Source organism: Streptomyces sp. DT2A-34, assembly GCF_030499515.1.
GTDB lineage: Bacteria > Actinomycetota > Actinomycetes > Streptomycetales > Streptomycetaceae > Streptomyces.
Genome location: NZ_JASTWJ010000001.1, coordinates 8,062,339 through 8,074,932 on the forward strand (window position 1 = coordinate 8,062,339; position 12,594 = coordinate 8,074,932).

Sequence of the window (12,594 nt, forward strand, 5' to 3'; positions counted from 1 at the left end):
ATCTGCTGATCCGGTCGGGGGATGTGTCCGCCGTGCTGCTCACGGATCGTCGCGGAGCGTGAACTAGGCTCTGGAGACGCCCTGGCCGGATTCCCGGCGGGCTTGCGCGTGTGGTGGGACGGGAGCGTGGCCCGTGACGGATCAGGCGGTGGACACAGGCGGCGTGCGGGCGTCGGCACAGGCTTCCCGTCCGCGCCAATTCCTGGGCCGCACACGCGAGTTGAAGGAGCTCCGCGCCGACATCGAGCGTGCGGGCCTGGACACCCTCTCCGGCCGCAAGGCGCCACGCGCGCGCGTGCTGCTCATCGCAGGCCGCCCCGGCTCGGGCCGCACCGCGCTCGCCGAGGAACTGGTACGGCAGGTGGCGGACCGTTACGCCGACGGCGTGCTGCGCGCCCGCCTGAGCGAGCCCGACGGCGCCCCCGTCCCCGTCGAGCGCACCGCCCGTGAACTGCTCACCGCCCTGGACCGGCCGACCCCGCCCGGCGCCGCCGAGGACGACCTCACGGCAACCCTCCGCGAGGCGCTGGCGGAGCGCCGGGTCCTGCTCCTGCTCGACGACGCGGCCGAGGCGGAGCAGGTCGACGCCCTGCTGCCGGACACCCCGCAGTGCCTGGTCGTGGCCGTCTCCCACGGCCCGCTGACCGGGATCTCGGGTGTGCGGCCCTGCACGCTGGGCGGCCTGGACACCAAGTCGGCGGTGGAGCTGCTGGCCCGGCACGCCGGCTCGGTCCGCATCACCGTGGACCCACGGGCCGCCGAGGACCTCGTCGAGGTCCTGCAGGGGCAGCCGGCCGCGCTGCTGCTGGCGGGTGGCTGGCTCGCCGCCCGCCCCAAGGTGGCCGTCGCCGACCTCGCCAAGCAGGTGCACGCCGAGGGCGAGGAGGGCACACCGCTCAGCCGGGTCTTCCGGCTCGTCTACGCCTCCCTCCCGGGCCCCGCCGCCCGCATACTGCGGCTGCTCTCCCTCGCGCCGGGCGGCCTGGTCGACCCGCACACCGCCTCCGCCCTGGCCGGCTGCTCGGTCGACGGCGCCTGCGCCACCCTGGACGACTTCGTCGCCCTCGGCCTGCTGCACACCGTCGACTCGCCGCTGCCGCAGTACGAGGTCCCGGCCTGCCTGCACCCCCTCCTCAAGGCCCTCACCGAGACCCAGGACCGCCCCGGCGAGATCCAGCTGGCTCGCGCCCGCATGCTGGAGCGGACCGTACGGCTGCTGCAGTCCTGCCGGGCGATCACCGAGACCGACGACCCCGAGGCCCGGCAGAAGCTCCTCGACACACCCCGCGCCCTGCGCTTTCCCAACCCCCGGGCGGCCGCGGACTGGATCGAGCTCCGCAGGCCCGCCCTGCTGGCCTCGGCCCGCGCCGCGGTCGCCGACGGGGAGTTGGACACCCTGGCCCGGCGCCTGATGTCCCAGCTGGTCAGGGCCATGGTCGCGCACTTCGGCACGCAGGCGGCCGCCGGCGACCTGTACGGCATCCACCGCCTGGTCCTCGACGTGGCCGAGCGCCGGAACCTGCCCCGCGAGAAGGCCGCGGCCCTGCTGAACCTCGGCGACCTCGACGCCCGGACGGGGCGGACGAAGGCGGCGCTGGTGAGCTATCGGGCCGCGCTGGACGCCGGACGGGAGGCGAACGACCCGTATGCGACCGGCCGCGCGATGGAATCCGTAGGCGGCGCCCACCTGGAGCTCGGGGACTACGACCGGGCCGCCGACTGGTTCGGCCGGGCGCTGGCCCAGCGGCTGGCCCGGGGCGAGCGCGCCGACGCCGCCCGGCTGTACGGCCGTATCGGCGCCGCCCACACCTTTGCGGGCCGGTACGGCGAGGCGCTGCGCAACTGGCGGGCCGCGGTCGCCGGGCACCGCAAGAACGGCGATGGCGCGGGCCAGGCACGGGCGTTGAGCGAGCTGGCGCGGGTCCAGGAGTACGCGGGGCGGCCCGAGGAGTCGCTGCGCACCTGCCGGGAGGCGGTGGAGCTGGCGCGGCGTGCCGAGGACACGCGGTTGCAGGCGGCGCTGTTCCTGCGGCTCGCCGACACCCTGGAGCATCTGGGCGATCCCGCGGCGGCGCAGCTGCACCGGGGCGCCGCCCAGCGGATGCTGGGGGAGGAGCCTCAGGAGTCCGATGCGGCCGAGCCTGAGCCCCGGCAAGACGCTTTCGAGCCGGAACACGACGCTAACGCCTGCGAAATCCGCAGTACATCCGTCGAAGATTGATGCAATGAAAGGCTAGACAGCGGGAACGCCTTCATTAGACTGGCTCTGCCGCACCTTCTCCTGCGGTGTCTCCCGGTGTGCCCTGCATGCCTGGGTATGTCTTGCAATGCCCCCACACCCTCTGAGCCAAGGACCGTGATCGACGTGAAGGTCGGCATCCCCCGCGAGGTCAAGAACAACGAGTTCCGGGTGGCCATCACCCCCGCCGGCGTGCACGAGCTGGTGCGCCACGGCCACCAGGTCGTCATCGAGCAGGGCGCCGGTGTCGGCTCGTCGATCCCGGACAGCGAGTACGTCGCCGCAGGCGCCCGCATCCTGCAGACCGCCGACGAGGTGTGGGCCACCGCCGACCTGCTGCTGAAGGTCAAGGAGCCCATCGCCGAGGAGTACCACCGCCTCCGCAAGGACCAGACGCTCTTCACCTACCTGCACCTGGCCGCCTCCAAGGAGTGCACGGACGCGCTCATCGAGTCCGGCACCACGGCGATCGCCTACGAGACCGTCGAGCTGCCCAGCCGCGCGCTCCCGCTGCTCGCCCCCATGTCCGAGGTGGCGGGCCGCCTCGCCCCGCAGGTCGGCGCCTATCACCTGATGCGCTCGGCCGGCGGCCGTGGCGTGCTCCCCGGTGGCGTCCCCGGCACCCAGCCCGCGAAGGCCGTCGTCATCGGAGGCGGTGTCTCCGGCTGGAACGCGACGCAGATCGCCGTCGGCATGGGCTTCCACGTCACGCTGCTCGACCGCGACATCAACAAGCTGCGCGAGGCGGACAAGGTCTTCGGCACCAAGGTGCGGGCGATCATGTCCAACGCCTTCGAGCTCGAGAAGGCCGTCCTGGAAGCCGACCTCGTCATCGGCGCCGTCCTGATCCCGGGCGCCAAGGCCCCGAAGCTGGTCACCAACGAGCTGGTCTCGCGCATGAAGCCGGGAAGTGTCCTTGTCGACATCGCGATCGACCAGGGCGGCTGCTTCGAGGACTCCCGCCCGACGACGCACGCCGAGCCGACCTTCCGGGTCCACGACTCGGTCTTCTACTGCGTCGCCAACATGCCCGGCGCGGTGCCCAACACCTCCACCTACGCGCTGACCAACGCCACGCTGCCGTACATCGTCGAACTGGCCAACCGCGGCTGGGTGGAGGCCCTGCGCCGCGACGCCGCGCTGGCCAAGGGCCTCAACACGCATGACGGCAAGGTGGTTTACCGGGAGGTCGCGGAGGCGCACGACCTGGAGCACGTGGAGCTCGAAACGCTGCTCGGCTGAGCCGATCGGTTAAGTCACTTTCTGGTAAAGGCGATACGTCAACACGAGTCGTCAACCGAACGCACCCGGCCGGACCTTGCCCGAAAAGGTCCGGCCGGATGTGTGTATGGTCACTTTGCGACTCTCGGTCAACTCGCCTCGAACGCAACCCTTCGACCGATTCGTACACCGGTGAAACCTGCCGTGCGACGGCCGTACGCCCTTGACAGCGGGATGTTTCATTGTCGACACATCTGCCCGGTCCGGCGGATTGTGTTGCTGCGAACCGCCGACACGCCATAGAGTCGCCAACCGTCGGCATGGTGCCACGCTGACCTGTCTAGAAGTTTCCTGGTCCCTAAGGAGGTAAGACGACTTGTGAATGAGTCGACATTTTCTCCCGGGGGTGGTCAACCAGGAATGCCGGTACGGGGCCAGGGTCCCGCGGGATTCGAGGCTGTCGGCTCCGTCGCGGTGCGCACCTTCGCAGCCCACCAGGGTCACCTGACCTCAGGGGTGACTCAGCCAGCAAACATGAGCATGGATGGCCATCACGTGAACGCCATGGCCGGCGACGGAAGTGGCGCGCCCCACAACCACTTCGCCGACTACGACGAACTGCCCGAGGGGCACTTCTACGACCCCGACGCGGAGTACGAGCCCGATCCCGAGTACGCGGCCACGCTCGCGCCCGACGCGGCACGCCAGCGCCGCGAGCGCATCGGCCCGACCGGGCGCCCGCTGCCGTACTTCCCGATCCCGGGCCCGCTGACCGATCACGGTCCCGCGAAGATCATCGCGATGTGCAACCAGAAGGGCGGCGTCGGCAAGACGACGTCGACCATCAACCTGGGTGCCGCGCTCGCGGAGTACGGACGCCGGGTCCTGCTCGTCGACTTCGACCCGCAGGGCGCGCTGTCGGTCGGCCTCGGCGTCAATCCGATGGAGCTCGACCTCACCGTCTACAACCTGCTCATGGAGCGGGGCATGTCGGCGGACGAGGTGCTCCTGAAGACGGCGGTCCCCAACATGGACCTGCTGCCGAGCAACATCGACCTGTCGGCCGCCGAGGTCCAGCTGGTGAGCGAGGTCGCGCGCGAGTCCACGCTGCAGCGCGCCCTGAAGCCGCTGCTGCCGGACTACGACTTCATCGTGATCGACTGCCAGCCCTCGCTGGGTCTGCTCACGGTGAACGCGCTGACGGCCGCCCACAAGGTGATCGTGCCCCTGGAGTGCGAGTTCTTCGCCCTGCGAGGTGTCGCGCTGCTGACGGAGACCATCGAGAAGGTCCAGGAGCGGCTCAACCCGGAGCTGGAGCTCGACGGGATCCTCGCCACGATGTACGACTCGCGCACCGTGCACAGCCGTGAGGTGCTCGCGCGTGTCGTCGAGGCGTTCGACGACCACGTCTACCACACGGTCATCGGGCGCACGGTCCGCTTCCCGGAGACCACGGTCGCCGGTGAGCCGATCACCACGTACGCCTCCAACTCCGTCGGTGCCGCCGCCTATCGCCAGCTCGCCAGGGAGGTGCTCGCCCGGTGTCACGCCGAGTGAGTCTGCCGGGGGCCGACGAACTGTTCCGCACGACAGGGGGTATGGCGCTCCAGCCGTCCACTCCCCGGCGCCCGGCCAACGGCGAGGCCCGGGTGCCGGCCCCCGCGGGGGAGAGCGACGCCGCCGCGGCCGAGGACGCGCCGCAGTCGGTGCCCGTGCAGGGCGGTGACGGCGACGGGGCGGAGCATGTGGCGGCCGACGCGGAGTCCGTCGACGCGGGTGAGTCCCGCAGCCGGGCCGCGGCCGCGGAGCGCTCCGCGCGACGCCAAGAGGTGCAGGAAGGTTCTGCCGCCGCCGGCGGGTCTGCCGCATCCGGTGCCGCCGCCTCTGCCGCAGCGCCGCGCAAGCGTGGGCGGACGGCCTCGCGCCGGCCCAGTGGTCGCGAGCGGCACGACGAGAAGATCACCGTGTACGTCTCCGCCGAGGAGCTCATGGATCTGGAGCACGCGCGTCTGGTGCTCCGCGGTGAGCACGGGCTGGCCGTCGACCGGGGGCGGATCGTCCGCGAGGCGGTGGCCGTGGTCCTCGCCGATCTGGAGACCCGCGGGGACGCCAGCATCCTCGTACGACGGCTTCGCGGGCGGTAGCGGTAGCCTGCGGGGGCCATGACCTCGAACGACCTTCCCGCCCCCGGCGCCGGTGCCTCCGGCGGGCGTCGGCGTGCGTTGGGGCGAGGGCCGGGTGCGGCGCCTGTCGCTCCGCCGGTTCTTTCGCCTCCTGCGGAGGCGGAGAGCGAGTCGTCGCCTGAGGTTGAGACTTCGACCTCCGCCGGTGGGCCGTTGTGCCCACCCGTTCCTCACCCAGTGCCTGAAGGGCCTGGGGGGACCCCCAGCGGAACGCCTGCCCACAACGGCGGCGGCCGGCCCGAGATCGAGCCGCAAGCTGTCGAACCGGAAGACCCCGCGCCCGGCGAAGCCCAGGACGCCGGCGGAACCCAGGACGCCGGCGAAGCCCAGGATTCAGACGGAACCCAGCATCCCGGTGAGCCCGACGACGGAGTCTTCAAGGTCCGCCTCTCCAACTTCGAGGGCCCCTTCGATCTCCTCCTCCAGCTGATCTCCAAGCACAAGCTCGATGTCACCGAGGTCGCTCTGTCCAAGGTGACCGACGAGTTCATGGCGCACATCCGGGCGTTGGGCTCGGACTGGGATCTCGACGAGACGACCGAGTTTCTCGTGGTCGCGGCCACCCTGCTCGACCTCAAGGCGGCTCGGCTGCTGCCGTCCGCCGAGGTGGAGGACGAGGCCGACCTCGCGCTGCTGGAGGCCAGGGACCTGCTGTTCGCGCGGCTGCTGCAGTACCGGGCGTACAAGCAGATCGCCGACATCTTCAGCCGACGGCTCGACGACGAGGCGCGGCGCTATCCGCGGACCGTCGGGCTGGAGCCGCACCACGCCGAGCTGTTGCCCGAGGTCGTCATCAGCATCGGGGCGGAAGGATTCGCCAAGCTCGCGGTCAAGGCCATGCAGCCCAAGCCCAAGCCGCAGGTCTACGTCGATCACATTCACGCGCCGCTGGTGAGCGTGCAGGAGCAGGCCGGGATCGTCGTCGCGCGGCTGAAGGAGCTCGGCGAGGCCAGCTTCCGCGCCCTCGTCGAGGACACCGACGACACCCTCACCGTCGTAGCCCGGTTCCTGGCGCTGCTGGAGCTGTACCGGGAGAAGGCCGTGGCCCTCGACCAGGAGACCGCCCTCGGGGAACTCACCGTGCGGTGGACCGGTGGGGACGGGGACGAGACGCCGATGGTGACCGACGAGTTCGACCGGCCGCCCGAGCCGCCCAAGGAGGAGGAGAAGGCGTGAGTGAGGACACCAGCGAACTTCCGGCCGGGCTGCGCACGGTCGCCGACCTCGACCTCAAGCCCGCCCTGGAGGCGATGCTCATGGTCGTGGACGAGCCCGCGACCGAGGAGCGCCTCGCGAAGCTCCTGGAGCGGCCGCGCCGGCAGATCGCCGACGCCCTGCGGGAGCTGGCCGACGAGTACGCGGTGCAGGGGCGCGGCTTCGAGCTGCGGTTCGTCGCGGGCGGCTGGCGTTTCTACACCCGTCCCGAGTACGCGGCCGCCGTCGAGCGGCTGGTGCTGGACGGGCAGACGGCCCGCCTCACGCAGGCCGCCCTGGAGACGCTCGCGGTCGTCGCGTACCGCCAGCCGGTCAGCCGCAGCCGCGTCTCGGCGGTGCGCGGAGTGAACTGCGACGGTGTCATGCGCACCCTCCTTCAGCGCGGGCTGGTCGAGGAGGCGGGCACGGAACCCGAAACAGGTGCGATCCTGTACAGGACGACGAACTACTTCCTGGAGCGGATGGGCCTGCGCGGCCTGGACGAGCTCCCGGAGCTCGCGCCCTTCCTCCCGGAGGCGGAGGCGATCGAGGCCGAGACACTGGAAGGAGTCCCGTCGTTCGATCCGGACGCTCCGGATTCCGAGGACGCAGACGACAAGACGGAACTTTGATGCGAAGCAGCAGCGGCAGGAACAGCAGCGGAAACAACGGCGGGAGCCGTGGTGGCAACAGCGGCGGCCGCGGCGGGAGCAGCGGTGGCCGCGGTAACTACCGTGGCGCCGGTAACAACCGCGACGACAAGCCGGGCGGCCGGCCGAAGAAGCCGCGCCCGGAGGAGCGGCGCTACGACGTAGGCCCCGGCGCCACCCAGGACGGCCCGAAGTCGGGGCGCGGTGCCTCCGCGCGCGGCGGCGCCAAGGGCGGGCCCAAGCAGGGCCAGCAGCGCGGCACCGGCCGGGGCCGTTCGGCACCGGCGAGTTCCCGCGAGTACGACGCGCGCGCCGAGGAGCGCAACCGGGAGCGGTACGCGGGCAAGAAGGACGTCAAGCTGCCCAAGACCTTCCCGGGCGCCGAGCAGGAGGGCGAGCGCCTCCAGAAGGTGCTCGCGCGGGCCGGTTACGGCTCTCGGCGTGCCTGTGAGGAGCTCGTCGAGCAGGCGCGGGTCGAGGTCAACGGCGAGATCGTGCTGGAGCAGGGCAAGCGCGTCGACCCGGAGAAGGACGAGATCAAGGTCGACGGACTGACGGTCGCGACGCAGTCGTACCAGTTCTTCTCGCTCAACAAGCCCGCCGGCGTCGTCTCGACGATGGAGGACCCCGAGGGCCGGCAGTGCCTCGGCGACTACGTCACCAACCGCGAGACCCGGCTCTTCCACGTCGGCCGGCTCGACACCGAGACCGAGGGCGTCATCCTGCTCACCAACCACGGCGAGCTGGCCCACCGCCTCACCCACCCCAAGTACGGGGTCCAGAAGACCTACCTCGCGGCCATCGTCGGCCCGATCCCGCGCGACCTGGGCAAGAAGCTCAAGGACGGCATCCAGCTGGAGGACGGTTACGCGCGCGCGGACCACTTCCGGGTCGTCGAGCAGACCGGCAAGAACTACCTGGTCGAGGTCACCCTGCACGAGGGCCGCAAGCACATCGTGCGCCGCATGCTGGCGGAGGCGGGCTTCCCCGTCGAGAAGCTGGTGCGCACCTCCTTCGGGCCGATCACCCTCGGCGACCAGAAGTCGGGCTGGCTGCGGCGGCTGTCGAACACCGAGGTCGGGATGCTGATGAAGGAAGTCGATCTGTAGTCGCGAGTTCCGTACGCGTGCGTGCAGGCCGGTTCCGGGTTCTCCCGGGGCCGGCCGCTGTGTTTTGGCCGAGGGTTGCGGCGGCGCTCCCGTCCGCATTATAGTCGTAATGACTATTAAGACTTCTGAGGCTGCTGAGGGGGTGGGTTCGCATGGACTACGACAAGTACGCGCACGAACCCTTCGCCGTCACCGCCGACCTCGCCGTCCTCACCCTCCGCGACGGTGTCCTGCACGTCCTGCTCGTCGAGCGCGGGCAGGAGCCGTACAAGGGGCACTGGGCGCTGCCCGGCGGCTTCGTGCAGCCGGACGAGTCGGCGGAGACGGCCGCCCGGCGTGAACTCGCCGAGGAGACCGGCCTGTCGGACGTCTCCGGGCTGCATCTGGAGCAGCTGCGCACCTACAGCGAGCCCGACCGCGACCCCCGGATGAGGGTCGTGACGGTCGCCTTCACCGCGCTGCTGCCCCACCCGCCCGAACCGCACGGCGGCAGCGACGCGGCGCAGGCGCGCTGGGTGCCGTACGACACGGCGGGGCCGCTCGCCTTCGACCACGACCGGATCCTGGCCGACGCCCATGAACGCGTCGGCGCCAAGCTCGAGTACACCTGTCTCGCCACCGCCTTCTGCCCTCCCGAGTTCACGCTCGGCGAGCTGCAACAGGTCTACGAGACGGTGTGGGGCACCGCCCTCGACCGGCCCAACTTCCGCCGCAAGGTGCTCGCCACGCCGGGCTTCGTCGAACCCGTCCCCGGCGCCGCCCGGCTCACCGGCGGCCGCGGCAAACCGGCCGCCCTTTACCGCGCGGGCACCGCAACCGCGCTCCACCCACCCCTGCTGCGGCCCACCCCGGAAGGACGCCCCACATGACCACGACCACCGTCCGCAAGCGCGCCGCCACCGGCTCTCTGCTCGGCCTCGCCCTCGGGGACGCGCTCGGCTTCCCGACCGAGTTCCACGACGTCCCGTCGATCCTCGCCAAGTGCGGGCCCTGGCGCGAGATGGAGCTGCCGACGCCGGCGATCGTCACCGACGACACCCAGATGACACTGGCGTTGGGGAAGGGGCTGCGCGCGGCGACGGATCTGGGTGTGCTCGGGCCCGAGGCGATGGTGGAGCCGGTGCGCGCGGAGTTCGTCGCGTGGAATCGCTCACCCGAGAACAACCGTGCCCCGGGCAACACCTGCCTCAGGGCCTGCGACCTGCTGGAGCGCCCGGACCGGCCCTGGCAGGACGCCAGCCAGATCAACTCCAAGGGCTGCGGCGCCAACATGCGCGTCGCGCCGATCGGCCTCGTCCCCGGCCTGAGTGACGAACAGCGTGCGGGCGCCGCCCAGTTGCAGTCCGCGCTCACTCACGGACATCCGACCGCGCTCGCCGCGTCCGACCTGACCGCACACGCCGTACGGCTCCTCGCGCAGGGCGCCGAGCCGACCGGGCTGGTCGGGCTGCTGCGGTCGTACGCCTACGAGAACCGCTCCCGCTACCACCAGCGCTGGCTCGGCGACCTGTGGGCCCGCAGCCAGGACCCCACCCCCGAGCACTTCATCGCGCGCGGCTGGGACGAGTGCCTGGAGATACTGGGCCGCCTCCAGGACGCGGTACGCACGGCCTCGCCCGAGACCGACCCGTGCCTGGCCACCGGCGCGGGCTGGATCGCCGAAGAGGCCTTCGCGACCGGGTTGTTGTGCTTCCTGATGTTCGTCGACGAGCCGCTGACGGCCCTGCGCCGGGCCGCCTGCACGTCCGGGGACTCGGACTCGATCGCGTGCCTGACGGGCGCGTTCGCGGGCGCCTGGCTCGGGGCCGACGCCTGGCCGACGGAGTGGGCGGACCGGATCGAGTACCGGGGGGATCTGCTGACCCTCGGAGCGCTCTGGGACGCTTGACGGATGATCGACGCCCTGGACATCGACATCGACCTCGCGCCCGTCGTCGCCGAACAGCCCGATCCGGTGCTGTTCGCGACGGTCTCCGGCGCGCATCTCTACGGCTTCCCGTCGCGCGACTCGGACGTCGACCTGCGCGGTGTGCACCTGCTGCCGACCGCCGACCTCGTCGGGCTGCGCGAGCCGGACGAGACGCGGACACGGATGTGGGTGCGGGACGGCGTCGAGATGGACCTGGTCACGCACGACCTGCGCAAGTTCGTACGGCTGATGCTGCGCCGCAACGGCTATGTCCTGGAGCAGCTGCTCTCGCCGCTCGTCGTACACACCACGGACACTCACCGGGAGCTGGCCGAACTCGTGCCCGGTGTCCTCACCAGTCACCATGCCCATCACTACCGGGGGTTCGCCAACACGCAGTGGCGGCTGTTCGAGAAGACCGACGAACTCAAGCCGCTGCTCTACACCTTCAGGGTGCTGCTCACCGGCGTTCATCTGATGCGCAGCGGTGAGGTGCAGGCGCATCTGCCCACGTTGATCGGGGAGGTCGACGCACCCGCCTATCTGCCGGAGCTGATCGCGGCGAAGGCCGAGCAGGAGCACGGGGCCGCCGATGTCGACCACGCGCGCGTGGCGGCCGACATCGAGCGGCTGCACAGTGTGCTGGACGAGGCGCAGACCGCCTCAGCGCTGCCCGACGCCCCGAGCGCCTACGACGCCCTGCACGCCTTCGTCGTACGGAGCCGGCTGGAGGGCTGAGGTGCGGCGGACCCGTATCAGGAAGTCCTCCACCCGGCGGTGGTCCGGCTCGGTCGGGAGCGGGCTGCGGTGGGAGGCCGCCTCGGCCTCGCTCGCCAGTCGGGTCATCCAGGACTCGACCTCCGGCCAGGGGACCTCGCCGCGCTTGACCGCGAGCAGCGGCTCGCGCCGGTCGCCCACGTCGATCGTGAGGTGGCCGGTGCGGAGCAGGTCGCGGGCGCTGATCAGGAGGCGGGTCAGGTGCATCGCGTGCTTCCAGCGCGGGGCACCGTGTGCGCGGACGTCCGCCTCCAGCTTCTTGCGCTGACCCAGCGCGTAGCGCGTGAACGTCTCGAAGGCATGGCGGGACAGGAACGCCTCGCGCAGGGCCAGCAGCTCGCGGCCGATGTCGTCGGCGTACTCCACGAGCGGGGAGTGCAGGCACTCCAGGATGTTCGGGTTGGCGCGCAGGGCCAGCTCGCAGAAGCGTTCCAACTCCCAGCTGAACTGCTCCTCCAGCGGGCCTTCTACATGCGTCGGCGGCTTGTCGAAGCGCCAGAAGAGCGGGGTGGGCGCGAGGAACACGCCCCGGCGGTCGGTGTCGCTTCCGTCCGTCGCCAGACCGAAGGCGCGCGAGCCCATGACGCAGGCGTAGATCGTGTGGTCGCGTACCAGGGTCTCGGGGTGCATGCCCCGGAGCGTACGGGGCGGATCACACCAGGCGGATCGAATTTCCCTCCACGGTGATCTTCTTCTCGGGCAGCGGCTTCGTCGCCGGAGGGTTGGCCACCGAGCCGTCCGTGATGTTGAACTTGCTGCCGTGGCAGGGGCAGTTGATCGTGCCGTCAGAGACACTGCCGACCGTGCACCGCTGATGCGTGCAGATCGCGGAGAACGCCTTGAACTCGCCGGACTTCGGCTGGGTCACCACCACCTTCTCGTCCTTGAGGATCGTGCCGCCGCCCACCGGGACGTCGGCCGTGGTGGTCAGCTCCTCGCCGGGGGAGAGGCTCGGGGCCGAGCTGCCTTTGTCGTCGGAATCGCCGCAGGCCGCGACGAGTGCCGCCGCGCCTGTCGCGCCTGCCGTGATGAGGATGGTGCGGCGCGTCGGACGGTTGCTCATGTCGTCACTCCGAAAGTGCGGAAGAACCTGAGGGCGGAGGTCAGCCGGATGATCGGGAGAGCGGTGAGGATCAGCCCGCCGACGATCGGCAGCAGCCGGCCGGGAAGTCGCTCCGAGCGGAGCAACAGCATCTTTGCACTGAAAGCATCGAAGAAGAAGCAACCCAGGAGGTAGTGCCAGAAAACGTGTGTTTCGTGCGTCTGGTGGACGAGCCGGGATGCACGGGTGGAAGTGGCCCCAAGTCGACTT

Annotated in this window: 12 protein-coding genes and 1 pseudogene; 10 read left to right on the top strand and 3 right to left on the bottom strand. The window is 70.9% G+C overall.

The window, feature by feature from the left end:
- Nucleotides 1-133: 133 nt before the first annotated feature.
- The 10 genes from QQM39_RS36005 to QQM39_RS36050 all read left to right on the top strand — a co-directional run bounded on the left by QQM39_RS36005 (nucleotide 134) and on the right by QQM39_RS36050 (nucleotide 11,243).
- Nucleotides 134-2,221, top strand: a complete 2,088-nt coding sequence (locus QQM39_RS36005) for a tetratricopeptide repeat protein (protein WP_302001764.1) — start codon at nucleotides 134-136, stop codon at nucleotides 2,219-2,221.
- A gap of 144 nt (nucleotides 2,222-2,365) precedes the next feature.
- Nucleotides 2,366-3,481 (top strand): alanine dehydrogenase, encoded by a 1,116-nt coding sequence (gene ald / locus QQM39_RS36010; RefSeq protein WP_302003852.1) that lies wholly within the window; start codon nucleotides 2,366-2,368, stop codon nucleotides 3,479-3,481.
- A 399-nt stretch (nucleotides 3,482-3,880) separates the two neighbouring features.
- Nucleotides 3,881-5,017, top strand: a complete 1,137-nt coding sequence (locus QQM39_RS36015; protein ID WP_079052605.1) for a ParA family protein — start codon at nucleotides 3,881-3,883, stop codon at nucleotides 5,015-5,017.
- Nucleotides 5,002-5,604 (top strand): hypothetical protein, encoded by a 603-nt coding sequence (locus tag QQM39_RS36020; protein ID WP_302001765.1) that lies wholly within the window; start codon nucleotides 5,002-5,004, stop codon nucleotides 5,602-5,604. The genes QQM39_RS36015 and QQM39_RS36020 overlap by 16 nt, the downstream gene beginning before the upstream one ends.
- A gap of 18 nt (nucleotides 5,605-5,622) precedes the next feature.
- A complete protein-coding gene (locus tag QQM39_RS36025) occupies nucleotides 5,623-6,819 on the top strand; it encodes a segregation/condensation protein A (RefSeq protein WP_302001766.1) in 1,197 nt (398 codons plus the stop codon).
- On the top strand, nucleotides 6,816-7,469 hold the full coding sequence (gene scpB, locus QQM39_RS36030; protein WP_302001767.1) for an SMC-Scp complex subunit ScpB: 654 nt from the start codon (nucleotides 6,816-6,818) through the stop codon (nucleotides 7,467-7,469). Before QQM39_RS36025 ends, scpB begins: the two co-directional genes overlap by 4 nt.
- Nucleotides 7,469-8,596, top strand: coding sequence for a pseudouridine synthase (locus QQM39_RS36035; protein ID WP_302001768.1), 1,128 nt, complete (start codon nucleotides 7,469-7,471; stop codon nucleotides 8,594-8,596). The genes scpB and QQM39_RS36035 overlap by 1 nt, the downstream gene beginning before the upstream one ends.
- A gap of 152 nt (nucleotides 8,597-8,748) precedes the next feature.
- Entirely contained in the window at nucleotides 8,749-9,465 is a 717-nt protein-coding gene (locus QQM39_RS36040) for an NUDIX domain-containing protein (RefSeq protein ID WP_302001769.1), read from the top strand.
- The gene (locus tag QQM39_RS36045; protein ID WP_302001770.1) at nucleotides 9,462-10,484 is read left to right on the top strand and encodes an ADP-ribosylglycohydrolase family protein; all 1,023 of its coding nucleotides are present in this window, start codon (nucleotides 9,462-9,464) and stop codon (nucleotides 10,482-10,484) included. The genes QQM39_RS36040 and QQM39_RS36045 overlap by 4 nt, the downstream gene beginning before the upstream one ends.
- Nucleotides 10,485-10,487: 3 nt before the next feature.
- Complete coding sequence (locus QQM39_RS36050; RefSeq protein WP_302001771.1) at nucleotides 10,488-11,243, top strand: nucleotidyltransferase domain-containing protein; 756 nt, start codon at nucleotides 10,488-10,490, stop codon at nucleotides 11,241-11,243.
- Here the strand turns inward: QQM39_RS36050 and QQM39_RS36055 are convergent.
- The 3 genes and pseudogenes from QQM39_RS36055 to QQM39_RS36065 form a co-directional block, all read right to left on the bottom strand.
- Nucleotides 11,169-11,912 (bottom strand): nucleotidyltransferase domain-containing protein, encoded by a 744-nt coding sequence (locus QQM39_RS36055; protein ID WP_302001772.1) that lies wholly within the window; start codon nucleotides 11,910-11,912, stop codon nucleotides 11,169-11,171. The two genes, QQM39_RS36050 and QQM39_RS36055, sit on opposite strands and share 75 nt — an antisense overlap.
- 22 nt (nucleotides 11,913-11,934) lie before the next feature.
- Nucleotides 11,935-12,345 (bottom strand): Rieske (2Fe-2S) protein, encoded by a 411-nt coding sequence (locus QQM39_RS36060; RefSeq protein WP_302001773.1) that lies wholly within the window; start codon nucleotides 12,343-12,345, stop codon nucleotides 11,935-11,937.
- Nucleotides 12,342-12,551 (bottom strand): annotated as a pseudogene (locus QQM39_RS36065) (DUF6529 family protein); the annotation flags it as partial. The gene QQM39_RS36060 and the pseudogene QQM39_RS36065, both read right to left, overlap by 4 nt.
- Between the last annotated feature and the right edge of the window lie 43 nt (nucleotides 12,552-12,594).